The organism is Paenibacillus sp. FA6 (assembly GCF_051550225.1).
Lineage (GTDB): Bacteria > Bacillota > Bacilli > Paenibacillales > Paenibacillaceae > Paenibacillus_AQ.
Window position 1 is genome coordinate 2,523,865 of the sequence record NZ_CP188820.1, and the last position, 25,295, is coordinate 2,549,159.

A 25,295-nucleotide genomic window follows, 5' to 3' on the forward strand; every position below is an offset into this window, starting at 1 on the left:
CCAATTACTTTTGACAACCCGGTAAACGAATTATTTAATTAGTCCCTTGACTCGAAAGGTCTGGTCGTAGCTTACGTGCATCATTTAAATACACATGTTTCATTTCCTTTTGGCTCTTCTCTGTATTCACTTGGATCATAAACCGAATACAATGGGGTAGACTCCCCTGAACAGGTATCTCCACCGAACACATTAGAGGTACTAATTCCCATCCCTCCAGTTGACGGATGGCTCTTGCAGGAAATGTTGCGTCCAAATCATGTGTCATTGTGATCCATACACTACAAATATCTTCCGGTTCAATCTCATTGCGAATCACAATTTCTCGCAGAAGCGTCATCGTCTCCTGCAGTATTTCCTGTTCATCATTCTGTGTAACACTCGTTGCTCCACGAATACCACGATTATACAAGAGCTTTCCCTCCTTCTCTAAGAGTATCGATGGTATCACGAACAAGCTGTTCTGGTATATCCTTCACAATACTTACGGATCCAATCGACTCAGGTATGATAAAGAGCATATGCCCTTCTCTAAATTTCTTGTCATGCTTCATGGCATTCATAATGTCATCCGTAGATAAATGCGCTGCCATCGTAACTGGAAGACCCAGTGATTGAAGCATACTAACCGTTTCATCATAAATATTAGCATCACGGCCTAGACGAACTGCAAGTAACGCTGATCCTGCCATTCCGATCGAAATAGCTTCTCCATGCAAGTATTCACCGTAGCCTGCAACGGCCTCAATGGCATGCCCAATCGTATGACCCAAGTTAAGAATAGCTCGCAAGTCATTTTCCCTTTCATCACGGGATACGACATCTGCCTTGATTGAACAACCTCGTTCTAATCCATATCCTAATGCTTCGGGATCAAGTGCCAATAGTTCAGTAGAATGCTCCCTGCACCATCTGGCGAAATCTCCATCCAGAATCAGTCCATGTTTCAACATCTCAGACAGCCCTGCAGATACATCACGTGCTGGTAAAGTCTGCAATGTATCTAAGTCATAGAGCACTAGCTCCGGTTGATGAAAGGCTCCAATCATGTTCTTGGCAAGCGGATGATTCACAGCAACCTTTCCCCCCACACTACTATCATGTGCAAGAATGGTTGTCGGAATCTGTATGAACTTGACCCCCCGCATATAGCTAGCAGCGACGAAGCCAGCTAAATCACCTACAACGCCACCACCCAGTGCTACAACAGCCGAGTTACGGTCAAGACCACCCTCAATAGCGGTAGTCATGACTTCTTCAAAGACGACTAAAGATTTAGACGTCTCCCCTGCCTTGACTATTTTGGATACCGTTACATAACCAGCTTCACTTAGTAGTTCCTCTACCTTAGCTAAATAATGTGGCGCGATATGATCATCTGTTACTATCATTAATGGGCTTTTTGTAGATATATTATGGTCCTTGAAATACTGACCTATGCGACTTAACAAACCAGATCCAATATAGATAGGATACGAACGTTCACCCAAATCCACATTCACTGTTCTCATATTTAGTATCTCTCCAATTGAGCAAGATAATTGCTATAATTCACCTTAATCTCGTCCATTGAATCTCCACCAAATTTCTCCAAGAATGCCTTAGCTATTTCCCAAGCAACGACATGCTCCATGACGACACTTGCAGCTGGAACTGCACATGCATCTGAACGCTCAACTTGAGCAGTAAATGCTTCCTTCGTATCGATATCAACGCTTTGTAATGGCTTATACAGTGTAGGAATAGGCTTCATGACACCGCGAACGACAACTGGCATTCCATTCGTCATACCACCTTCAAAGCCACCAAGTCGGTTGCTTGCCCGATGATAGCCTTGCTCCTCGTTATATAGAATCTCATCATGAACTTGTGAACCTCGCAGAATCCCTGCTTCAAATCCAATCCCTATCTCCACACCTTTGAATGCATTGATAGACATGACCCCTTGAGCAATTCTCGCATCTAACTTGCGATCGTATTGGACATAACTACCTAGACCAATGGGTACTCCTTCAACGATACATTCGACAATTCCACCAATAGAATCGCCATCTTCCTTAATCTGATCGATATAGGCTTCCATCTTCTTCTCTGTCTCAGTATCTACCACTCGTACAGAAGAAGCTTCCGTCTGTTCAATCAATTCATCAATTGTTAGGTTATTCGGGGGAGCTTCAATCTCTCCAATTCGAATGACTTGACCTGCAATCTTAATCCCGAACTCTGCTAGAAATTGACGAGCAATCGCCCCACATGCAACACGGACAGTTGTCTCTCTTGCACTGGAACGTTCGAGTACATTCCGTAAATCTTTCAGATTATACTTAAGCCCACCATTCAGATCCGCATGTCCAGGACGGGGACGGTGTACACGACGCTTCTCTTCATCTGTACCTTCAACAGGCTCTATATTCATAATATTTCGCCAATGGGTCCAATCATTATTGGCTACGACGAGCGCCACAGGAGCACCTGTCGTATACCCGTGCCGAACTCCACCTACAATTTGAGCGGTATCTTTCTCAATTTGCATACGTCTACCCCGTCCATAACCTTTTTGACGGCGAAGTAGTTGAAAATTCAGTGCTTCAAAATCCAATGTTAAATTACTCGGCAGACCTTCAATAATAGCAGTGAGTTGGGGTCCGTGAGTCTCCCCTGCTGTTAAATAGCGTAAACTCATGTTGTTTTCCCCCTTTATACTTTCATACTGTAAATGGCTAAAATCCGATAATATCTTTGCTTATTATAGTATAGGACATAGACTTTGACAAGAATGGGTATCCTCATTCATAAATACATACTAAAAAAGCGCCGCTCCTCTCATTCATAGGATACGACGCTTATGACAAGAAGGTTAGTCAACCATTGATCGGTTGAATCGTAATTTCAACAGGGTTACGATCATCCAAGAAGTCAAATATCAATCGATTGAGTTGTACCTGCTCTAAACCTAGAATTTGTCCACATTCTTGAATCGTAATGAAACCACGCTTATAAGCTGTAATAACCTTTCGTTTATCCATTCTGCGATAATCCCTCCACTTACTCCAATATGTTCTATGGATAGTAGTATCGCAATCTGGACAGCATAATATACCTTTGTGGCTTTTTGAACTCGAACTTATACTTTCTTACGATAGAAGAATGTTTCTGTAGGCTCAAGACCGTATTGCGCTGGTGAGAAAATCTGTTCTGTGCTACCTACGAACAAATATCCACCTGGACGCAAACTTTTTGCGAATTTATGATAAAGCATATTCTTTGCCTCTTCTGTAAAGTAGATCATCACATTGCGACACACAATGAGATCATAGGAATCATCAAAGGTATCCAATAACAGATTCTGCTTCTTAAATTGGACAGTTTTCTTCAGAGAATCATGGATTGAGAACAACATACCCTCTTGAGTAAAGTGTGTGGCAGCTACGTCCTTAGGAACATCCTTCAATGAACGTTCAAGATATTGTCCCTGTCGAGCCTTCTCCAAAGCACCCTCATCTAGATCAGTAGCAACAAGTGTAGTATTGGCTAACAACCGCTTGTCTGCAAGAATCATAGCTAATGTATAAGGCTCTTCTCCTGTAGAGCAAGCTGCACTCCATAGTTTGAGACGCCTATTGCTACTCTGAATAAGCTCTGGAAGAATGATATCCCGCAGTACTTCCCAACGATTCGGATTACGCCAGAACTCCGACACGTTGATGGTCATACGATCTAGAAATTCATATAGCAGCTTTTTATCTTGTTTTATAGCCTGAAAGAATAGTTCGAAGGAATGATACCCATGCTTAACACGCAACGTCGTTAAGCGGCGCTTCATTTGTCCTTCTTTATATTGCGAAAGATCGATTCCCGTCGATTTCTTGATCGATTCGATAAAATGGGTATAGTCAAGGTCAATCGTAGAGCTCTCCAGTTTGTGATCTTGTTGAAGTAATTGACTTTTCATATCCATGGTGCTAGACCTTTGGTATAATTCACAAGTTCTTGAGCTTCAAAGAAATTTCCAATCTCTCTCTTGCTGCTCTCCATTGAATCCGAACCATGAATCAAATTATTAGGTGTATGTGCGGCAAAGTCTCCGCGAATAGTACCCGGCTGTGCTTCTTTCACATTCGTTTTACCAATGAGTATACGGGATAGCGCAATGATATCATCGCCTTCCCATACCATGGCAAAGACGGGTCCTGAAGTAATGAATTTCACCAGATTGGGATAGAAATCCTTCCCTACATGCTCTGCATAATGGAATTCCGCTTGTTGAGCCGTAACCTGAGCAAACTTACATCCCACAAGGGTAAAGCCCTTATCCTCCAACCGACTCACTATACGCCCAATTAATCCACGTTGAACACCATCAGGCTTAATCATTAGAAAGGTTTGTTCCATGATTTCACTCTCCATTTTCAATAAATCAATCCTAAACAAATTTATTCCAAAAAGGTGCGCTTTTAATATGATCTTCTCGTTACAAAGTGAGCGATATCTTTCAAATTCCGTTTGGTTTTGAGATCGGGAAGCTCATTCAAGACATCCAACGCCTTACTAATATAACGTGTGGCTAATTGCTCCGCTCGTCGAATCCCCGAACTTGCCTTGATAAGTGTAATGGCATTGGTTACATCACATTGACCATTCAGCTTATGAATATGAGCCAATTCATCAAGTAACGACTGACGCACCTCAGGATCCTGTAGTGCATAAATCACAGGTAACGTTATATTACCTTGACGAATATCACTTCCAGGTGGTTTACCTATTTGTTTCTCCGTCCCACAAAGATCCAGTAGGTCATCTTGTATTTGAAAAGCCATCCCCACATAATAACCATATCGGTATAATAGGTTGCTAACTTTAGGATCAGCCTCTACGGCAACAGCTCCAAGCTGGCAACTCACAGCAATTAACAATGCTGTCTTGCGACGAATACGCAACATATAACGTCGCACACTTTGTCCGGTATGGAAGAAATCTCGAATCTGCTCCATCTCTCCAATCGACATCTCAACCAATGCTTTGGAGAGTATTTGATGGATCTCAGGATTAGGAAGTTGCGTCACAATTTCCATTGCTCTAGCATAGATGAAATCCCCTGTATACATGGCGATTTTATTATCCCACTTCGATTTAACTGTTAATTGCCCGCGACGGGTATCCGCGTCATCAATGACATCATCATGAACGAGTGAAGCCATATGAATGAGTTCCAGTGGGACGGCCACACGCATCAACTTCTCAAGATTGTACTCTCCAAATTTACCACCCAATAATACAAAGACAGGACGAAGCCTTTTACCACCCGCCTTGAGTAGATGAAGCGATGTCTCATGAAGAAGCTCATCGCCACTGATACTGCGGTAGAGTTCCTGTTCTATGTATTCCATATCCTTTTTCAACAGTCCAAACATGTCTAATCTCTTCATTCTTTCACCCGAATTCGCGTATTCTCTTCCCACATCTCCATCCGTACTTCATGCTGTATAAGTCCAAGTTCATAAGCATAACGGAAATATAGTTCTAACCCCTTTCGTTGTCGTTCACCATAATCGTAACATAAATTCTCAAAGTATCTTTGCCAATATTGCTGAGTCCCACCAATAGTCATCATCGCTTCATGTACAATTGGAGTAAGGTCTGACAAGCTACGGTTCTTACTTTCCTTCAAACCTTGTACAATTTCCTGTATCACTTCAGGCTTGTTCTCAGCAGCATTACGATGAACTGCCCATACCGCAAACGTCATGCTAAGCCCTGTCCATTGTTTCCAATATTCACTTATATCCGTCACATATAGCCCATGATCTGTCCAAGAAGCCTTAATGGCATGATCTCCAATCAAGAGCGCCGCATCTGCAACATCCATCATAGACGTAAGATCTGGATCCATTGTGATATATTCCGGGGTCCCCTTAAGTGCTTTAGTCATCAGTATCTTCAGCAAATTAATTGAGGTAGCAGATGTATTGGTCACAGCAATATTACCGTTAACAATATACTCTATAGGTTCCTTAGAGAATAATAAGATGGACTGTACGGGCCCATCTGCACTTACAGATAGATCAGGTAGTAGAAGTAATTCATTGGATATTTCCCCGTATGCGAATGAAGATAATGCCCCGATGTCAATCTGACCTTCGCTCATGCCCTTATTTAAATATGAGGGAACAGCCGTAATCATCTCCGCAGGACCTCGCAAAGAATTCGGATCAAAATAATGAAAAATAGGCCATGCATTCGTATACTTTATTTTGCCAATGATTATCTTCTTAGTGTCTGGTGAGGTCATCATCATCCCTCCCATCTTCTAAATAACTGATGATCAATGCGCAGACTATCAAGCACCTTGCCTACAACGAAATTAATGAGATCATCCATCGTTTCGGGGTGGAAATAAAAAGCCGGCATAGCCGGAATCATTCTCACACCAAGTCTCGAAAGTTTCAACATATTCTCCAAATGAATGGCATGCAGTGGTGTTTCACGAGGTACTATTATTAATGGTCGTCCTTCTTTTAACATGACATCTGCTGCACGAGTTAGCAAATTATCTGAGCCTCCATTCGCCACTGCAGATAAAGTACCCATTGAACAAGGAACAATAATCATTCCTTCCACCTGAAAAGATCCACTCGCAATCGACGCTCCAATATCAGCAACCGGATGGTAAATATATGAGCCTGGATAACTTCCGAACTTCTCCTTCAGCGCACTTTCACGATCTGAACTACTCCAACCTAACTCTTCATGAAGCACACGCCAGCCAGCATTAGATATAACAATATGTACATCCACATGACTAGCTAATAGTGCTTCGATCAATCTAATACCATAAATGGAACCACTAGCTCCAGTAATCCCTACAATCCATCTTTGCTTCTTCTCGAGTTTATTCAAGCGGTTTGCACCACCAACTCAATCAGAGTAAAGGTAAACACAACAATGCTTAGAACACTGTTCATCGTGAAGAAAGACGTTTGCAGTTTGCTCATATCATTTGGAGAAAGAATGAAATGTTCATAAATCAAAATTCCGCATGAAATGATTATCCCTACCAAATACCACCAGTGTAACGAAGCTGTAAAGTAAAGAGTGATAAATCCGATTGCAGTAATCACATGAAAAACACGTGCTATTTTAAGTGATACTTGAATACCGAATCGTGCTGGAATAGAGTATACTCCTTCTTTTTTATCAAACTCTATATCTTGAATCGCATAGATAATATCGAATCCAGCAGTCCAGAATGAAAGAGTAATATAAAATATAAGTGCGCTAGAATCCACACTGTTCGTAACCGCCACCCAACCTCCAAGTGCTGCCAGTGATGTAGTTAATCCCAATACAACGTGACAGAGCCATGTGAAGCGTTTGGTATAGGAATAAATAACAAGCATGAATACTGCAATAGGTAATAACTTCACGGAAAGCGGAGTCAACTCGAATGCAGCCCAGAATAACAGAATGAAGGATACAATCGTAAATACAAACACTTCCATCGTTTTTAATATTCCAGCTGGAATGGCACGATTAGCCGTTCGAGGATTCTTCTTATCAATCACTTGGTCGATGATGCGATTTAATCCGAACGCTGCACTTCGGGCACCAAATAATGCCATAACAATCCAGCCAATCTGTGCCCATGAAGGTAGTGTTCCATGAACTGTTACCGATCCTAATAAGGCTCCCATGAACGCAAAAGGGAGGGTAAACAAGGTATGTTCAATTTTAATCATTTCAAGATAAGCGCCAATCTTCTTAAACATGTTAACTCTCCTTAATCCCAATATGTAATGCTGAAATACCGCCAGTTAAGGGATATGCTTCGACATGTTGCAGTCCTACTTGCTGAAATATTTCTGCAAGTTCATCTCTTCCCGGAAATAAAGCAAGTGAAACGGGCAACCATTTATACTGTTCATATCTGGATGCGAATAATTTACCTAGACTTGGTAATATTTTTTGGAAATAGAAATAGTATATCCCTTTGAATGGTTGCCAAGTGGGCTTTGATAGTTCTAGACAGACCACCATTCCACCAGGCTTAACTACTCGTTTCATTTCATGAAGCACCTGAACAAGATCTGGAACATTACGTAATCCAAATCCAATCGTGGCATAATCAAATTTGTTATCTTCAAAAGGTAGGCTCATGGCATTTCCTTCAATCAACGTAATGGAATCATCTCTTTGGTGACTCTTCACTTTATTGCGTCCTACTTCAAGCATGGCTGGACTGAAATCTAGTCCTACGATACCACCTGATCCACTCGCCTCTGCCAAACTAAGCGTCCAGTCACATGTGCCACAGCATACATCAATTGCCGTCTCACCCGGTTTCATATCCATTCTTGCCATCGCAAATTTACGCCATACTTTATGTCTTCGAAAGCTTAAAATATCATTCATTAGATCATATTTCGTAGCAATACTCTCGAAAACAGATTGTACGAACTGTTCCTTGGGCTTGTCATTCTCAACATGTTGACCTGAGCTATTACGTTCCAATCCCATCACCCCTCTCCTACAACGGCTCTAGAACTATTCAAGGATAGCTGAAATGGTTCTAATACCTGTCCAATATATAAGGGTAGTACATCCCCTTTGAGACTATTGCGTATACGTTGTACTCGTTCAACCGATTCATGCAAAGTATTCAATAAGCACTCCTTGGATATATATGGGATGCCCTCTTCGTTATGATCTAGTTCAATCATCACAGTCTCACAGAGACTGAATTCACGCAGTAACTTTTCCCATGAATCCCTTAATGAATTTTCTATCATGGGTGAAAAAGAAAGAAACAGCTGCATATTCAGCTGCACCTTTTGCTCCAAATATTGTTCTGATGTCAGCTCCCGCGCTTGTATGGAGCTGTAAAGATTCATCTTCATCATATTCAAATCACAAATGGCTCTACTCAATTGAGTAATCACTTCGATCTGTCCCTGATCAGACAATAGTTGATAAAAGCGACTGCTATAATAATCACCTGCCAACACTTTCAATTGACGAGACCGCATACGAACTTCAGCTTGATTACCTTGTTCTGTATCGATCGTCTCATGTGTATCGAGTCCCATCTGGATCAAAGATGTAACCATAGCATAGAGCTCTGTGTGATCTATTGATTTGCGGCTACCTATATTCAAAAAGATATATAATAAATGAACACGGGCATCCGGGAATTTGGGCAATTTCGTATATTGTTCTATCATGTCATACTCGATGTAGCTACTTGCGAGTTGGGGTATGCGGTAAGATTTCATCGTTAGCCTCCGAGCTGATAACTTTAGTACTTATTCTGCCGTTAACAATCTCGACTATTATATCACATGTTAATTCAGCACGCACTGTGGTTATTCTATCTTTCTCTCATGATCAAGGTCTCTGAAACTGATTCTGCCAAAGTTTCGTTTCAGTCATATGGAAAGTTTGTTTCAAAAGGTCTGGAAGCGGTGTCTCTCCGTTACTTTTTAGTTCTTCAGTCAATACCGAGCTCCACCGCTCTCGACTTACATCCGCAGCCAATAGTAAATGGCGCGAATTCAGCCACTTATTCTCTGCAACAAGCCTGAGCATTAATCGATCTACATTAGGCGTATGTTCGAAACAAAAAGAAATGGCTTCAGCCATATTCTCATAGATTTCTGTCGCCGTACTTTCCGACGTCACAACTTTCAAATCTAGTGTTAGAATGGATTTGCTCCACTCCACTCTGCTTATAGGTACCGTTAAAGGTAATGAACTTAGACGGTCAACGAGGTTATCATTGCTTAGCGTTGTAATTGAGTGGGGATTAAACACAGAAACATTTCCCTTCAATTGCGCAAGTGAGGTTTGGAATGCAAATAATTTGGGCAGGAAGATTATGGCCCCAATACAAAGCAACAATGTGCAAGTCAGTACAATCCATCGATTCATCAGATGTGCCCCTCTCATCATTTCACTCTTATTCGTATGCCATCACGATTAGAGCCCCTAACTCATTGTACAATTAAAAAAAGCAGGCTATGCCTGCTTTTTTAACTCTCGCTCTCTACTTTTCCATGTTTCGTTAACACTTCAGCTTTCCCACGGATCTTTACTGCTGAAGTGTGATTAGTAAATTGAGCTATGAGCACTTCGCCTTTGTCTAATTTCTCTGTATGATGAAACTTCGTATCCTGTCCACGAGTAAGGCCGATGACCTGCACACCATTCTCTTTTGCTTTGATAACAATATAGTCGTCATCCTTATTAGTTTCCACGAAATGTATCCCTCCCATAAAATGAAATATAGACAAGAAAAAGCCGTGAACATACGTCACGACCTTCCTTTTGATCATACACACTAGTTCTATGGATTTTGGAGAAATCTTATTTAATCCCGTCTTTAAGCGCTTTTCCTGGTTTGAATGCAGGAATTTTGCTCGCAGCGATTTCGATTTCTTCACCTGTTTGTGGATTACGTCCTTTACGTGCAGAACGTTCACGCACTTCAAAGTTTCCGAATCCTACGAGTTGCACTTTATCGCCATTTTGTAGCGCTACGGAAATCGCTTCGAATACAGCATCAACTGCTTTGGTAGCATCCTTCTTCGACAATTCCGAAATTTCAGCTACTTGGGAAATCAATTCCGATTTGTTCATTTCTATTCACCTCCCCAGCAAGAAATGAGATCGATTGTTATTCTTTGTTTCCGTTTTCTCGCAAAATATACTTTACAATAGCTATTTACGTACAGATTTACGTACAGAATGGCCCTTTTCGGTATCTAACTGTGAGCACGGAACAAATTTATACTAATACAGCGAACCCATAATATCAAGCGTTTTAAGACTATTCGCTGTAATATTAGCTTAAATATGACCAATAGCGCCATCATTAGACCTAATCCAATCCATAATCCAACAATTTTAGAATTCCCAGATTTCATTTAATTCAGTAATGAATATAAGCTCAAAACCATATTTAAGCGTTTGACAAAAATCCGTATGAAATACCTCTACGATGACGGATTATCCTTTCGATCGCTGTAGCCTCCTGATCCGAGGCTACTTCGTACATCATCCATTGTTTCCTGTAAGTACTAATTATTGTTTAGCGAATTAATATATTGCATATAAAATGTATAAGCATACATTTCATATCGTTATTCAAACTGATAAATCTAATGCTTTATTCATAAACTCCCCAAATAATCCTCTTGTTAGATTTGTCTATAAACGGTGCTCATTATTACAATCAAGTCACCTACTCTTGTCTACAGAGTTAATAGCCATGCCTTACACGTACCTATCATGCCTATGGTACCAGTGAATTACGTATGAAACGATCCAGAAATAATTATCCCTCTAAATATTCCACACGGAGAAGTCCCTTGAAGATATTATTATTAATGCATATATATACACTATGAAGATATACAAACGATAAGAAAGTTGCCTTTTGATATCCTTGATGAAGGAGTACATATGTGGGAAGAGAATGATTTAACAGCACGTAGAAAAGCCATATAAAGGAGTTGCTCCTGTATATGGCTTTTCTTAATTATATCGGTTATTTATTTCGTTATAGAATAATCGCAATTAATCCGCCAGATCCCTCATTAATAATTCTTCCTAAAGTTTCTTGAAGTTTATAACGTGCGTTATCTGGCATCATTGCGATTTTACCTTGAATCCCCTCACGAACAATGGAATGAAGTGAGCGACCAAAGATGTCTGAATCCCAAATCTTTATCGGATCATTCTCGAAATCTTGGATCAGGTAGCGAACCAGTTCTTCGCTTTGTTTCTCCGTTCCGATGATCGGGGAGAACTCGGATTCAACATCCACACGAATCATATGAATCGAAGGGGCAGTCGCTTTCAATCGGACTCCGAATCGTGATCCTTGACGGATCAGTTCCGGTTCATCCAGCGTCATTTCCGCAAGTGATGGAGCTGCAATGCCATAACCGGTCGTCTTAACCATTTCCAATGCTTCTGCAAACCGATCATATTCACGCTTGGCATGAGAGAATTCCTGCATTAATTGCAGTAAATGATCTTTCCCCCGTATTTCCACTCCAACGACTTCCATCAATATTTGATCATACATTTCATCTGGTGCGAACAAGTCAATCTCTGCAACACCTTGACCCATGTTCATTCCACTCAGTGCAGCCCTGTCAATAAACTCATAATCCATAAACTGAGTTACCACTCGGTCTACATCCCGTAATCGTCGGATATCTTTCACCGTATCACGAACTGAGTTCTCGTAATTACTACGCAACCAATGCTTATCATTCAACACCATAACCCAGCTTGGAAGGTTCACATTTACTTCATGAACTGGAAATTCATACAGTACTTCACGAAGAACACCTGTCACATCGTCCTCAGTCATCGTTGCCGCACTTAAAGATATGACTGGAATATCATATTTCACTGCTAATTCACTACGTAATTGAAGTACTTCATCGCTGCGAGGTCTTGTTGAGTTAATCACGAGCACAAATGGTTTGCCTACTTCCTTCAGTTCCGCAATAACTCGTTCTTCGGCCTCAACATATGAGCTTCTAGCGATTTCAGCAATAGAGCCATCCGTAGTCACAACAACACCCAATGTTGAATGCTCCTGGATCACCTTCCGTGTGCCGATCTCAGCCGCTTCCTGAAATGGGATCGGTTCCTCAAACCACGGTGTCGAGATCATACGTGGACCATTCTCATCTTCATAGCCCTTGGCACCTTCCACAGCATACCCTACACAATCCACAAGCCTAATGTTCACATCCAAACCCTCAGCTACATTAATCTGAACAGCGTTGTTTGGCACAAACTTTGGTTCTGTAGTCATGATCGTTTTTCCTGCGGCACTTTGTGGAAGTTCATCTACAGCGCGAACCCGTTCGGATTCATTCGCGATATTCGGGAGTACGATGATTTCCATAAATCGTTTGATGAATGTTGATTTCCCTGTGCGAACCGCACCGACGACACCCAGGTATATATCACCACCTGTTCGCTCGGCAATGTCCTTAAAAATATCTACCTTTTCCAAGAGAGATCCCCTCCTCATATTACTCCGAAGGAAAAATGCTTTAAGAGCATCCGCTTCGTGTTCCATCTGAGGCCTCAACCAATGCAACGGATGAGCCGCCTTTTCATGTCGTTAGTAGTCCGCCGCCGGAAGTAATCATTGGGTCAGAACGGTAAAGCGGCGTCACTCGTTCGGGCATTTGGACTAGTATCATATTATGTACCTTAACAAAACAATATGACCGGTTTTCAATAAATATGGACAACTGTATTTACACTTACTTCTCTATCCCACTCAGATATATGCGAAATTTCAGTCAGTTATGACGAAAACTCATTTATTTATACAAGTAGAAACGGCTATGCCGTCCTTTTTCAAGGACAGCATAGCCGTTTCAGCGGAAATATAAGGAATAGAGTATCAAGTGAAACTTATACTTTCTTATATTTTTAAAAAAAAGACTCGTCTCATGGACGAATCTTCATTTAAAACCATTCTAACCATCTAATTCTGCTATTGGATGCTTGCTAGCGGAGCTCCATCAACCCAAAAATATGGTAGTGATTTAACGGGCACAAAATAGGAATTATTCACCAGGTAATCTCTCAAATCCTCATCATCTTGTGGTTCAAGATCACTCTTCTCAATAGCTTGCATAATATCAAAAGCATAATCGACATACACCAGACCATTTGTATCCATCATAAACGTCATTTCCTCGTTAGAATACACACTTGCAATCTTAATTGATGGAACACTAGCCTTTGATAAATCTACAGTATACACATTAGGGTATAGTTCTTCTCCCATAGGCAGTTCATTATTATGCCCCCGTTTATACTTATCCACAGCTTGCTGAACATCATTCACTTTCTGAACAGTTGCCAGATCCATTACCTTAACCGTTGGTTCGGATTCCTCATTTATAATAAGAAAATATCCATTTCCACCTTTTTCAAATGCTGTACTCGGTATTTCATCTATAAAGCCCGAGCTTTTCAACTTTTCCAAGTCCACTCTAAATTTCTCGTAGCGCGGAGTATCTTGATCGGCATTGATAATGGGCAACAGTTCTAGTTCTTTCTGATAATCATCCACGGCTGATTGTATCCGTTTCACACTCTCATGGTATGAAGGATTACTTTCAGTCTTCTCGAAAGGGGATAGACACCCCGTAGTAACTAACATCAGCACCATGACAGCGAACATTATTTTGAAATATGAATTTTGTTTATAATTTATATTGAGCTTAATCATACATCATCGTCCTTTGCAGTATAAGTTCAAAACATCTAGATTACCATAACTCATCGGGCTCTTTATTCCTTGCGGCTTCAAGTTGTTTACGTACAGCAGCTTTTAGAGGATCCTCTGGAATGTTTACCTCGACATCACGCTGGATTGTTGCCTGACAGGATAGACGAATTCCTTTACTATACAATGTTCCTAATTTACGACGTTCGACATCTCCTATAGGTGAGAGAGCCAGCATATTTTGTTGACTCACTACTATCTTACACATCAAACAACCCGCTTTACCTCCACAACGTGTAGAAATATGTACGCCACCTTTACCAGCAGCGTTCAGAACACTTGTCCCTTGTCTCACTTTAATGACTTTTCCCATGGGTTGAAACGTTACTATAGGATCCATAGCGATCACCTTTCTATACTCAATTACGACAGTTTAGACATATAAGAGAGCACACTTGGAGCCTCCAACAATACTGCGATCTGCTTGATATGGTTATCATCCAAATGATGGGTTCTTATTAATTTCTCTAAAAGTGGTAAATGTCTTGCTCTTTCCCCTCTCATCGCTGTAGCTATCGCTTCATACCTATCTGCGCGCTCTCTAAGCAGATTAAATATGAGCTCGTGACTTAGAGGCGTCAGACTCATTTGAACACCCTCAAGTTCAATCTCAGATGCATCAGACTGGAGCATGTCTTCTACCTCAACCTTATACTCAAAGGTATTCGAAGAAACCCTGAAATCACCAACCAGCTCGATCTGCACTTCATTTAACTCATAATGACTCAGAATAGACGAATATAGACCAACTCTATTCAAAGCTTGTTCATCCACCGACCATTGTACAATGGCTTTATGAAGCGTTCTTACCGAATCAGAATCTGCATACAAATCAATATCCCTTGGTGGACAAAGAATTTCTACCCCCTGCAAGATCAAGCTGCAGCTGCCCCCCAGTAACCATTTTCGATTGGTTGTATTCAAGCATCTTGCAGCCAGCTTTAATGCTTGCTGCAATTCGTATGTAAAATGATGCATGGATGTCACTTCCTTTTTGAACACGCATTTTTCTAAAGACTACCCTGTAAGTTAATTAAAAATAAGTTTTATTGCGAGCCGAGATCTTGCCTGTACTCTTCACAACAGCTTGGCACCCCAATCGATAGCCTTCTTCGAACTCTTCTGGATCGAGACGTCGATGTTCTGCTTGGGTCGGCTCCTCCAAGTGTTCAGAACCCTCTTCGATGAAACAACGACACCGGGCACAAGTTCCACGAGTGCATAGATGTTGCCAGTCAATTTTATGTTGAATCGCATGCTGGAGAATAGTCTCTCCGGGATTTGGTTCCACACTTTTAGTTATTGTTCTTCCGACGAGCGTTAATGATGATTCCATTCAAACCTCACCAATCCTTTTAGAGGATGTTCAAAAAGTTATCTTTTGATCACGAAGCATATCAAGATGCATATTCGACATCGAATATTGAATTCAACCGGTCCTTCCGGTGCTCACGTAGGTATTGCCTACGCTCCGCTCCTCACTCCCTTGCTTCATCCAATCTTCTCGGTGCTGAAAAGCTGACTTTTTGAACTCACACTTTTATATAACAACGGTAACACATATTTAAGTTAGGGAAACTAACCCACCTAGAAATCCAACGATCATAAGTAAAAAGGCGATCACGGATAATAATATTCTTATGATCCCTTTAGTTTTACTACGAGCATATGTAATTAAAAATACAGAACAGCCCATAATTAATATTGCAATGAGGGATACCCACATTTTTGTCATTGCGTCCATAGAGTAGAATCTCCATTCTGTCGACTATTTTATTTAAGCTATTATAACATGAATCTTGTCTCATTTCGTAAAAATAGGGCAAAATACTATGATTCGAAAAGACTTCATAGTGTTTTGTCCCCATGTTAAAACTTTATTAATACGTAAGAAAAACCCTATTTCTTGATCATCATTTTCATCAAAGATTCCATACTTTGAGGACTCATGCCGCTTTTCTTAACTGCACTGACAATATCCTTTATTGTACTTTCACTTACAGGTATATTCGCCATCGCAGAGACCTGTTTGATTAGTTGACGTAGCTGTACCTCATTTTGCATTGTCGTTGGTTTAACAGTGCTAGCAAGCTTCTTAACTTCATTCTCAGAAATGTGTTTACCACTTTTTTTATTGATCGCATTCAGCGCATCTTTGGGTATATTATTACTCAAATGTAATCCCTCCTCTGGCAATCTTCATAGTATTATATGAGGATAGGCCCTAAAAGGTGACTAACACTTATGTATGCCACTGTTCCCAAGTCTCCTGCCGCATACTCTCCATTTCCGTCTTCGGGTCACGACCCATCAGTGCTTCTACCGCTATTCTCGCATCCAACTCTTTGAATAGCACTTGATAAAGCTGATCCGTAATAGGCATTTGTACACCATGCTTAATCGAAAGCTTATGAGCAGCTTGTGTTGTACGAATTCCCTCGACGACCATCCCCATCGATTCTAACACTTCATCGAGGTTGTTACCTTTACCAATTAATGATCCTGCTCGCCAATTACGGCTATGTTGACTAGTAGCCGTTACGACAAGGTCACCAATTCCAGCAAGCCCGGAGAATGTGAGGGGATTCGCTCCTAATTCCACACCAATCCGTGAAATTTCAGCAAGACCTCTGGTCATTAACGCCGCCTTCGCATTATCACCAAATCCTAACCCATCTGACATTCCAGCACCAAGAGCGATAATATTCTTAAGTGCACCTGCAAGCTCCACACCAATCATATCGCGATTCGTATAGACACGGAAATAAGAGTTCATAAACAAATCCTGCGCAGCTTCAGCTGCTGCTTTGTTAAGGGAAGCCACTACGACTGTAGTTGGGCATCGCTTAATAACTTCCTCAGCATGACTCGGACCAGATAACACAACAATATCTCCCTCAGCACAAGATAGTTCTTCAGAGATAACAGATGACATCCTTTTCAGACTTTCTGTCTCGAATCCTTTGGTAGCATGAACAACTAACATGTCCTTCTTCCAATACTTCTTCAGCTCTGCAGATACTTCTCTCATCGCTGAGGATGGAGCGACCAGCACGACAGCACTCGAGTTCTCGACAGCATCCTTCATACTGAATGTAGCCGTTATGTTAGTGGCTAATGTAATACCTGGTAAATACCTACTATTCGTATGAAACTCATTAATTTCGTTGACTTGCTCTGGGTTGTGACTCCATAGAACAACATCCAAATGATTCGTAGCTAGAACGCTAGCAAGCGCAGTTCCCCAACTCCCTGCCACAAGAACAGTTACTTTGTTAGACAACGCGTTCCCCCCCTTTGCTAGATCCCCCTGATCCAATTTTATTCTCACGGTGCTGTACAATTTTCACAATATTACTTCTATGACGCCAGAAAACAAATATTGCAATAATGATACTACACCAGAACGTTGGTCCAGGGTATCCACCCATAATGAGCAGACAGACGGGTGTAAGTGCTACAAAAATTAATGATCCAAGGGAAACATATCTAGTTAATACAATCGATATAATGGCAATACTTCCTGCAATGAGAGCAGGCAAGAAACTTAATGTCGCCATGACACCTATCGTTGTAGCAACGCCCTTACCACCGCGAAAATTGAAATAGAGCGGCCAGTTATGCCCAATAATAGCAGCAATACCACATAAGGCAGGGATCCATGCTTCGTCCCCACCTAACCATTTCCCGATCCAGACTGCGGTGATTCCTTTGAGTACATCAAGGAAAAGAACAAATATAGCCGGTCCTTTTCCCAATATACGCAAAGTATTCGTTGCCCCTGCATTTCCACTACCGTATTGACGAATATCAATTCCCTTTAGTATCTTAGCCAACAGCACACTAAAACTAATAGATCCCAGTAGATAACTTAAAATGAGTGAACTTATTTGCATTAACAAACCCTCGTCACCTAGCTTTCATCGGACTTACGCCGGGTGAATATTCGTATCGGCGTCCCTTCAAAATCAAATGCTGCACGAATCTTATTTTCTAAATAACGTTCATATGAGAAATGCATCAAATCAGGATCATTTGCAAAAACAACAAATGTTGGTGGCTTGGTGGCTACTTGTGTCGCATAATTAATACGTAGTCTGCGCCCTTTATCTGTCGGTGGTGCATTTGACGCCACTGCATCTGATACAACGTCATTCAATATATGTGTCTGTACACGTAGTGAGTGCTGTTGTGCAACATGTTGAACGACGGGTAGTAATTTCTGAAGGCGCTGTTTCGTTTTGGCTGAGAGAAATACGATCGGAGCATAAGTCATAAATAAGAAATGATCTCTGATCTTCGTCTCAAATGTCTTCATCGTTTTATCATCTTTTTCAACAACATCCCATTTATTCACGACAAAGATAGAAGCCTTACCCGCCTCGTATGCATAACCAGCAATATGCTTATCTTGTTCGATTATACCCTCTTCAATATTCAAAACTACAAGTACCACGTCCGCTCTTTCAATGGCTTTCATGGCTCTCATCACACTATACTTTTCAGTATTCTCATACACTTTTCCACGTTTACGCATACCAGCCGTATCAATAATCACATAGCGTTGTCCGTCACGCTCAAACGGTGTATCAATAGCGTCCCTAGTCGTACCTGGGACGTCGCTCACGATAACCCGTTCTTCGCCTAGAATAGCGTTAACTAATGATGATTTTCCAACGTTAGGGCGTCCTATTAACGCTACTTTAATAACATCGTCACCATATTCTTCTTCCACAAGCTCAGGCAAATTATTGACTATAGCATCGAGTAAATCACCAATACCTGTCCCATGACTTCCTGATATTCCAATAGGATCACCGAATCCAAGACTATAGAATTCATAGGTGTCTTCTACCTTCTTGATATTGTCCACTTTATTAATAGCTAAAACGATAGGTTTTCTAGATCTAAATAGCATTTGAGCAACTTCCTCATCCGCCAAAGTAATACCTGTCTTAGCATCGCACATAAACACAATGACATCTGCTTCCTCTATTGCAAGCTCAGCTTGCATACGGATCGATTTCAACATCTGATCATCACCGTCTAAATCAATTCCTCCAGTGTCAATAACACTGAACCCCTTACCATTCCAATCCGATACACCATATATCCTATCACGTGTAATCCCTGGCTTGTCTTCTACAATTGCCAGACGATCTCCAATTAACCTGTTAAATATCGTTGATTTACCTACATTAGGCCTGCCCACGATTGCAACTACCGGTCTTGCCATTATTAACTCCTCCTATACAATTCTTACGATTATTATCATAGCAAAAAACACCAGTCTTGGCTAACCCAAAGAGAAACCGATACCAATATATTGCATATGACGGATTGTCAAGACCTAAGGTGCTTGGTTTGACAATCCGTCATATGCAATCATAAAAAAATATCGGCGAACCCGCGGAGGGTTCGCCGATTTCAAAAAGGTTCAGATCCTGATCACTTAAATTTATCGAGCTTATCCCCGAATAAATCGCCAAGTGTAAAGCTAAGACCTTCATTTGAAAGAGATACATTGGGATTGTTGAATTCCACTTTTGGTTCTCTGGAAGTTCTAGGTGATCTTGGTCTTTCCGTTCTTGCTTCTTGAGCAGGAGCGTCTTGTGTTTCTTTAATACTTAGGCTAACGCGCTTCTCATTTGGGTTCAATTCAAGAATTTTCACTTGAACTTGTTGCCCCTCTTCCAATACTTCTTGTGGTGTAGCAATGTGATTATGTGAAATTTGGGAAATATGCACCAAACCTTCCACACCTGGAGTAAGCTCCACAAATGCTCCGAATGCAACTAGACGTTTCACTTCACCAGTCACAATATCTCCAGCATTGAACTGACTTGCTGCATTTTCCCAAGGTCCTGGTTGAGCAGCTTTAATACTTAGGCTGATCTTCCCTTTTTCGGAATCCACTTTTAGAACTTTAACTGTAACTTTCTCGCCTTCAGAAATAACATCAGAAGGTTTCTCAACACGACTCCATGCAATCTCAGATACGTGAACAAGTCCATCTACGCCACCAATATCAACAAATGCACCGAATTGAGTAAGACGTTGAACAGTACCTTCAATCAATTGGCCTTCCTTCAAGTCAGCCATGATTTTCAGCTTATTGCCTTCGAACTCAGCATCAAGAACATCTTTCTGTGACAAGATCACTTTATTGTTCTCACGATCAAGTTCTTTCACTTTCACACGCAATGTACGACCTTTATAATCGCTGAAGTCTTCAACGAAATGGCGTTCTACCATGGAAGCAGGAATAAATCCACGAGCGCCTACATCCACTACTAAACCACCCTTAACAACGTCAGAAACAACAACTTCAATGATTTCTTGACTCGCAAAATATTTCTCTAATTCTTCCCATCCATTTTCGCTATCAATCGCACGCTTGGATAGAAGCATTCTTTCTTTTTCGTCATCAATGCTGACAACTCTACATTCAACTTCTTGACCAATTTCTACGGCATCAGATGCGTTGTCTACCTGTACAGATGACAACTCACGAACCGGAATTACACCGTCATATTTATATCCAATGCTTACATAAGCTTGGTTATCTTCTAGTTTGACGATCGTTCCTCTCACTGTATCCCCTTTTTTCACGGATACCCCTTGGTCCAATTCCTCTTGGTTTGATACTTCTACTTCTACAACTTCCTCTACTACCACTTCTTCGTTCTTGATTTCCTCCGACATATCAATGCCCTCCTCAGTTCAAAATCCCATTTATTTAAACCTGCTAAGCAGTGTTCAAAACAATTATATTGTAGTATCTTTCCATAAAACTTCACACTTCATGCATTGAAATCTATTGGATACTTGGCTTACCTGTCTTCTGCATTTCATAAATACGAGACATGATGACTTCCGTTGCGGCTTCAAGCTGATCGCCAGAAGAACTTTCTTCCATAAATTCAGATAAATCTACAGGAGCACCGTATACAACCTTCATTTTACGGAAAAGCTTGTACTCACCAAAGATTGCGACAGGGATAACTGTTGCTTGACTACGAATCGCAAAGCTTGCAGCACCCTTTTTGGCAATTCCTGATGTAGAATTACGAGTACCTTCTGGAAAAATCCCCATCATTTCACCTTGTTTCAAGATCTTGATGGACATACGAATTGCTTCTTTACTGACTCCACCACGTTTGACAGGAAAAGCTCCTAATTGAAGAAGCAAAGGTCCAAACACAGGAATGTTAAACAATTCTGCCTTGGCCATGTATTTAACCTGTCGTTCCAACTTAATTCCAACCGTAATAGGATCCATCATACTGATATGATTTGCACAGAGCAGTACTCCACCTTCAGAAGGTACATTCTCCCTCCCAACCGCTTCTAAACGATATAGAAAAGCGAAGATCAATCGTAATAATCCTCTGCAAAAGACATAGATCATGTTATTCTCTCTCCATCCTTCTGACTTCTGCATATAGAAACTATCTTGTTCACTACTTGACGAATATCCATCTCCGTTGTATCCATGAGTATTGCATCATCGGCACATCGTAGAGGAGAGATCTCTCTCTGTTCATCCAATGTATCTCGCTTGGCAATATCCTGCTCAAGTTGTTCAAGTGAAGTTCGATCTGCATCATTCATTTCATTAAAGCGACGAAGAGCGCGTTCTTTAACGCTAGCAGTTAAGAAGATTTTCACCTTAGCGTCTGGAAGCACAGTAGTTCCGATATCACGACCATCCATCACGACACCCTTGTTCAAAGCCATTTGCCGCTGAAGAAATACCAAATGAGAACGTAGCCCCTCAATCTGAGCATATTGTGATACCAGACCGTTCACTTCTGATGTACGAATGTAAGGTGTAACATCTTCACCATCAACCCATACCTTCTGCCCATCTGTATCGGGTCTTAATTCAATGACCATATTACGTGCATATTCAAGCACCTTATCTGGTAATTCCGGTCCTATTCCAAGCCTTGTCATAAACCACGTGACAGCCCTGTACATGGAACCTGTGTCGACATAAATGTATGTCAATTGATTTGCCACTAAGCGTGCAACTGTACTCTTCCCTGCACCCGCAGGGCCATCAATTGCAATATTAATTCTGTCGTTCATTACTGTCGCCTGCCTAATCAATGGAGTATTCCTCCCATAACTTTAACTCATAAACTCAAGAAAAAAGCAGGCAGTGCCTGCAACGAATAAATTATATCACATATAGATCATTGTTGCAAAAAAACTATAAGTTCGAGTTCAAAAGATACCTTTTGAACAACCTCTATTAAGTGATTTATTCACCAATCATTTACATCTCGTTCCGTCATTGGGACTCCATCCAGCTTGTACACTGAGGATACGTATGTACGCAAAGAAGGAAAGTGCAAAGTAATCTGAAAACAGACCATCAGACAGATTAGTGTCCATAATATATATTTGATCACTTTACTGCTTGCTAGAAACAAGTCATCAAAAAGATTTACATAGTGTTGAATTTGTTCTTGATCATCCTTCATCGTCTGATCTCCCGGAATTTTTACGTTAGTATACCCACCATATATGGGTTACATGCGTACCATTACCGATCCCGGAAATCCATTTGCCGTTCGAAGCAATAGCGAATTAGTTTTTGACGTTCTGTATTAAATATCTCCGTAAATCTTAGCATAACAATGTTGCGATTATGTTCACTATTTTTAATCCGAACAATTTCAGCCTTTAAGGGAATATGCTCAACCAAACCATTTTTATAATGAATTAGAACCCAACAGGATAACCTTTCACCTTCTTTAAGATGGTGTTTAGATTCTGCAAAGAACGATAATCCACCTCCGCTTAAATCTTCTGTTTGAGTTATAAAACGCGTAGTATCTTCCTTTTGAACAGCAATTTCAAGATTTGCATTCACTCGAAAGTAGGTCCGTCGTTGAATTTTAGATATTTCCTCCGGTTTCGGTTTTCGTACTCTAACCATACGAATAATATCTTCCTTAAAACCAAGGACATATGTATTGAAATAATGTTTGACCCCATCCTCTGTCAAAAAATATACTGACAACTCATCACCGAGATACAATCTTTTTAATTGGCCATTATCTTCTTGCATCGGTATCTCAATCAGAAAGGACTCTTCTTCAATATCCGTAATTCTAGACTTATAAACTATTCCGACCTTTTTCTCATCTGACGAATTTATGTTCATATATAAAACTTCACTTATTTTTAAATACAAATCTGCTCACCACCATCATTTGATTATCGTCTGTACTTAATTATAGCATGGATTATTGCACAGAAAAATGACATTCGAATACGGAGTTCATTCGAATGTCATTGCAATGTTTTTTCAGCCTTATTTAATAGGTGTTTTAATCTCTTCTATACTCTCTTCTGAGCCATCTTCGGCATTAATAAAGACTCGATAACTAGTACCGTACACTTTCCCACCAAACTCATAGCATAAAACTTCCTTAGAAAACTCATCTTTAATAAGGGACTTCCGATTGTAAGTCTCTTCAAACTCGAGATTCAACATCTTTCTTGCCTCTTCCAACGTTAACTTCGCTTTAGGGATGGCTCGAGCATCCTGATGCTCAACAACGAAGTCACTAGCTTGAAAGCCCGTTACTTCTCCATTATCAAGACCTACACGAACCGTTATTTTCTCCGGATAAATGAGAACTCCATCCTGCTTCTGAACATAAGTGAATGTCCCCATGTTTCCATACTCATCAAACATAATGGCCGTCATGTCTCGATAGCCTTTGTTGGATAGGTAAGCACTCGCTTTCTCCATGGATTGCTCCATGTTCACTTGTTTATTCCCTACCTTTCGGTCATTGGAATAAGAAATTAACAAACCGCCTTTACTTGTGAAATCCATAGAAATGGAACCGTCTTTTTTAGACTTATTTTTCACTTTAGCCGTAAAGGAAGACCATTCCGTCCCCTTCCCATTCTCAGTAATTTGAACTTCTGAATCAGAAGGTACATCCGCAAATTTAATTGCTTTACGACGAATATCTGCCTCCGTCATCGGTATCCCATCTAATTTTTTTACCGTACGTTTATCGTTAAGCGATGCTACAGAAGGACCCCAATCCATCTCAGGGTATTCTCCGACAACTTTATCAACCGTTTTAAAACCATCGATAATGCTGTTATCTTCGACTTTCTCCTCATTGGCTATAGCTGTTTCAACATCCATCCAGCGTAGTCTATTCTTGATCACTTTGTCTTGTACCGCTTGTAAATCTTTTGATATTTGACCCGAATCCTTATATAACACCTTTAAGGTATTAAATTCTTGGTCGCTTAACGGCTCCTTATCTAAATCACGTATCGAAGTCTGATATGAGAATTTAGATATTTTAGATAAAAACTCTTCCGTTTTGTTGAATGGTAACAAGGTTAGCGGTAACTGGTTAATTTCACTCTGAGCTTGACTTGTCATCCGCCACACATTGACTAGACCTTTACGGTGCATCGATCGCGAGGCCGAATTAACAGCTAACGTATTCCCTAATTCTCCATGTAGTCTATCCATATGAAAAGACAAATCATGAAACGCTCGTTGGTATTGATTCTCTGCTTTGATGAGAATAGCATTCTTCTCTTGATTCTCTTGATAACCCCAAACCATTGCACCAATCAACATTACCGTCATGACTGGAAATAATACAGCGCTTAATCGCTTATACATATGTTTTCAAGTCTCCTTTCTTCTAATCCTTGCCTATAGTGTGACAAGAAGAAAGAAGTCTTATGCATGATTACGAAGTCTTTCGTAATCAAATGTCAAACCAAGTGCTAAAAGGGCCTGATAATCCACCATTTCAATACGGTTGCTCTTCCAATTCAAAGTGCTGTTGGTTATCGCAAACACACTGTTTAAAGCCCGTTTCAATTTTGCCCTGTACTTTTCGGCCGCTTAGAATAAAGCACTCACCACATTCTTGGCATACAATTTTTACTTTTACACGCAAAAAAAAGA

31 protein-coding genes are annotated in these 25,295 nt (G+C 40.7%); all 31 read right to left on the reverse strand.

The features are described from left to right. Positions 1-34: 34 nt before the first annotated feature. The 31 genes from aroH to ypeB all read right to left on the reverse strand — a co-directional run bounded on the left by aroH (position 35) and on the right by ypeB (position 25,004). Positions 35-412, reverse strand: a complete 378-nt coding sequence (gene aroH / locus ACP8HI_RS11820) for a chorismate mutase (RefSeq protein ID WP_438351265.1) — start codon at positions 410-412, stop codon at positions 35-37. Then, positions 405-1,511: a 3-dehydroquinate synthase gene (aroB, locus tag ACP8HI_RS11825; protein ID WP_438351266.1), complete on the reverse strand. Its 1,107-nt coding sequence runs from the start codon at positions 1,509-1,511 to the stop codon at positions 405-407. The genes aroH and aroB overlap by 8 nt, the downstream gene beginning before the upstream one ends. 2 nt (positions 1,512-1,513) lie before the next feature. Further along, positions 1,514-2,683: a chorismate synthase gene (aroC, locus tag ACP8HI_RS11830; protein ID WP_438351267.1), complete on the reverse strand. Its 1,170-nt coding sequence runs from the start codon at positions 2,681-2,683 to the stop codon at positions 1,514-1,516. A 178-nt stretch (positions 2,684-2,861) separates the two neighbouring features. Next, positions 2,862-3,026, reverse strand: a complete 165-nt coding sequence (locus tag ACP8HI_RS11835; protein WP_438351268.1) for a hypothetical protein — start codon at positions 3,024-3,026, stop codon at positions 2,862-2,864. Positions 3,027-3,124: 98 nt separating this feature from the next. Further along, positions 3,125-3,958: a CheR family methyltransferase gene (locus ACP8HI_RS11840; RefSeq protein ID WP_438351269.1), complete on the reverse strand. Its 834-nt coding sequence runs from the start codon at positions 3,956-3,958 to the stop codon at positions 3,125-3,127. Continuing rightward, entirely contained in the window at positions 3,949-4,392 is a 444-nt protein-coding gene (ndk, locus tag ACP8HI_RS11845) for a nucleoside-diphosphate kinase (protein WP_438351270.1), read from the reverse strand. Before ndk ends, ACP8HI_RS11840 begins: the two co-directional genes overlap by 10 nt. Positions 4,393-4,454: 62 nt before the next feature. Continuing rightward, a complete protein-coding gene (locus ACP8HI_RS11850) occupies positions 4,455-5,426 on the reverse strand; it encodes a polyprenyl synthetase family protein (protein ID WP_438351271.1) in 972 nt (323 codons plus the stop codon). Continuing rightward, positions 5,423-6,289 (reverse strand): menaquinone biosynthesis protein, encoded by an 867-nt coding sequence (locus ACP8HI_RS11855; protein ID WP_438351793.1) that lies wholly within the window; start codon positions 6,287-6,289, stop codon positions 5,423-5,425. The genes ACP8HI_RS11850 and ACP8HI_RS11855 overlap by 4 nt, the downstream gene beginning before the upstream one ends. A gap of 2 nt (positions 6,290-6,291) precedes the next feature. Further along, entirely contained in the window at positions 6,292-6,897 is a 606-nt protein-coding gene (locus ACP8HI_RS11860; RefSeq protein ID WP_438351272.1) for a UbiX family flavin prenyltransferase, read from the reverse strand. Continuing rightward, positions 6,894-7,766 carry a UbiA-like polyprenyltransferase gene (locus ACP8HI_RS11865; RefSeq protein ID WP_438351273.1) on the reverse strand — a complete coding sequence of 291 codons (873 nt, stop codon included), beginning with the start codon at positions 7,764-7,766 and terminating at the stop codon, positions 6,894-6,896. The genes ACP8HI_RS11860 and ACP8HI_RS11865 overlap by 4 nt, the downstream gene beginning before the upstream one ends. A 1-nt stretch (position 7,767) precedes the next feature. Beyond that, the gene (locus ACP8HI_RS11870) at positions 7,768-8,514 is read right to left on the reverse strand and encodes a demethylmenaquinone methyltransferase (RefSeq protein ID WP_438351274.1); all 747 of its coding nucleotides are present in this window, start codon (positions 8,512-8,514) and stop codon (positions 7,768-7,770) included. Continuing rightward, positions 8,514-9,269, reverse strand: a complete 756-nt coding sequence (locus ACP8HI_RS11875; protein ID WP_438351275.1) for a heptaprenyl diphosphate synthase component 1 — start codon at positions 9,267-9,269, stop codon at positions 8,514-8,516. Before ACP8HI_RS11875 ends, ACP8HI_RS11870 begins: the two co-directional genes overlap by 1 nt. Before the next feature lie 112 nt (positions 9,270-9,381). Further along, entirely contained in the window at positions 9,382-9,924 is a 543-nt protein-coding gene (locus ACP8HI_RS11880) for a hypothetical protein (protein ID WP_438351276.1), read from the reverse strand. 101 nt (positions 9,925-10,025) lie between these two features. Then, on the reverse strand, positions 10,026-10,250 hold the full coding sequence (mtrB, locus tag ACP8HI_RS11885) for a trp RNA-binding attenuation protein MtrB (protein WP_438351277.1): 225 nt from the start codon (positions 10,248-10,250) through the stop codon (positions 10,026-10,028). Positions 10,251-10,359: 109 nt separating this feature from the next. Continuing rightward, positions 10,360-10,632, reverse strand: coding sequence for an HU family DNA-binding protein (locus tag ACP8HI_RS11890; RefSeq protein ID WP_438351278.1), 273 nt, complete (start codon positions 10,630-10,632; stop codon positions 10,360-10,362). A 922-nt stretch (positions 10,633-11,554) separates the two neighbouring features. After that, a complete protein-coding gene (spoIVA, locus tag ACP8HI_RS11895) occupies positions 11,555-13,033 on the reverse strand; it encodes a stage IV sporulation protein A (protein WP_438351279.1) in 1,479 nt (492 codons plus the stop codon). 492 nt (positions 13,034-13,525) lie between these two features. Then, positions 13,526-14,269, reverse strand: a complete 744-nt coding sequence (locus tag ACP8HI_RS11900) for a hypothetical protein (protein ID WP_438351280.1) — start codon at positions 14,267-14,269, stop codon at positions 13,526-13,528. Positions 14,270-14,309: 40 nt separating this feature from the next. Beyond that, complete coding sequence (locus ACP8HI_RS11905; RefSeq protein ID WP_438351281.1) at positions 14,310-14,666, reverse strand: 2Fe-2S iron-sulfur cluster-binding protein; 357 nt, start codon at positions 14,664-14,666, stop codon at positions 14,310-14,312. A 23-nt stretch (positions 14,667-14,689) separates the two neighbouring features. Beyond that, entirely contained in the window at positions 14,690-15,304 is a 615-nt protein-coding gene (locus tag ACP8HI_RS11910; protein ID WP_438351282.1) for a hypothetical protein, read from the reverse strand. Between the two features lie 55 nt (positions 15,305-15,359). Further along, positions 15,360-15,662 (reverse strand): 2Fe-2S iron-sulfur cluster-binding protein, encoded by a 303-nt coding sequence (locus tag ACP8HI_RS11915; protein WP_438351283.1) that lies wholly within the window; start codon positions 15,660-15,662, stop codon positions 15,360-15,362. A gap of 228 nt (positions 15,663-15,890) precedes the next feature. Further along, positions 15,891-16,070 carry a DUF2768 family protein gene (locus ACP8HI_RS11920; RefSeq protein ID WP_438351284.1) on the reverse strand — a complete coding sequence of 60 codons (180 nt, stop codon included), beginning with the start codon at positions 16,068-16,070 and terminating at the stop codon, positions 15,891-15,893. Positions 16,071-16,225: 155 nt separating this feature from the next. Next, positions 16,226-16,501, reverse strand: a complete 276-nt coding sequence (locus ACP8HI_RS11925; RefSeq protein WP_438351285.1) for a stage VI sporulation protein F — start codon at positions 16,499-16,501, stop codon at positions 16,226-16,228. Positions 16,502-16,568: 67 nt separating this feature from the next. Then, on the reverse strand, positions 16,569-17,609 hold the full coding sequence (locus ACP8HI_RS11930) for an NAD(P)H-dependent glycerol-3-phosphate dehydrogenase (RefSeq protein ID WP_438351286.1): 1,041 nt from the start codon (positions 17,607-17,609) through the stop codon (positions 16,569-16,571). After that, positions 17,602-18,228: a glycerol-3-phosphate 1-O-acyltransferase PlsY gene (plsY, locus tag ACP8HI_RS11935; protein WP_438351287.1), complete on the reverse strand. Its 627-nt coding sequence runs from the start codon at positions 18,226-18,228 to the stop codon at positions 17,602-17,604. Before plsY ends, ACP8HI_RS11930 begins: the two co-directional genes overlap by 8 nt. A gap of 11 nt (positions 18,229-18,239) precedes the next feature. Continuing rightward, positions 18,240-19,562, reverse strand: coding sequence for a ribosome biogenesis GTPase Der (gene der / locus ACP8HI_RS11940; RefSeq protein WP_438351288.1), 1,323 nt, complete (start codon positions 19,560-19,562; stop codon positions 18,240-18,242). 212 nt (positions 19,563-19,774) lie between these two features. Further along, positions 19,775-21,031 carry a 30S ribosomal protein S1 gene (gene rpsA, locus ACP8HI_RS11945; protein WP_438351289.1) on the reverse strand — a complete coding sequence of 419 codons (1,257 nt, stop codon included), beginning with the start codon at positions 21,029-21,031 and terminating at the stop codon, positions 19,775-19,777. A 112-nt stretch (positions 21,032-21,143) separates the two neighbouring features. After that, positions 21,144-21,737: a lysophospholipid acyltransferase family protein gene (locus ACP8HI_RS11950; protein WP_438351290.1), complete on the reverse strand. Its 594-nt coding sequence runs from the start codon at positions 21,735-21,737 to the stop codon at positions 21,144-21,146. Next, entirely contained in the window at positions 21,734-22,441 is a 708-nt protein-coding gene (gene cmk, locus ACP8HI_RS11955) for a (d)CMP kinase (protein WP_438351291.1), read from the reverse strand. Before cmk ends, ACP8HI_RS11950 begins: the two co-directional genes overlap by 4 nt. A 158-nt stretch (positions 22,442-22,599) precedes the next feature. Beyond that, positions 22,600-22,818, reverse strand: a complete 219-nt coding sequence (locus ACP8HI_RS11960; RefSeq protein ID WP_438351292.1) for a hypothetical protein — start codon at positions 22,816-22,818, stop codon at positions 22,600-22,602. Positions 22,819-22,880: 62 nt separating this feature from the next. Next, the gene (locus tag ACP8HI_RS11965; RefSeq protein ID WP_438351293.1) at positions 22,881-23,534 is read right to left on the reverse strand and encodes a flagellar brake protein; all 654 of its coding nucleotides are present in this window, start codon (positions 23,532-23,534) and stop codon (positions 22,881-22,883) included. Between the two features lie 120 nt (positions 23,535-23,654). Then, the gene (gene ypeB, locus ACP8HI_RS11970) at positions 23,655-25,004 is read right to left on the reverse strand and encodes a germination protein YpeB (RefSeq protein WP_438351294.1); all 1,350 of its coding nucleotides are present in this window, start codon (positions 25,002-25,004) and stop codon (positions 23,655-23,657) included. Positions 25,005-25,295 lie beyond the last annotated feature (291 nt).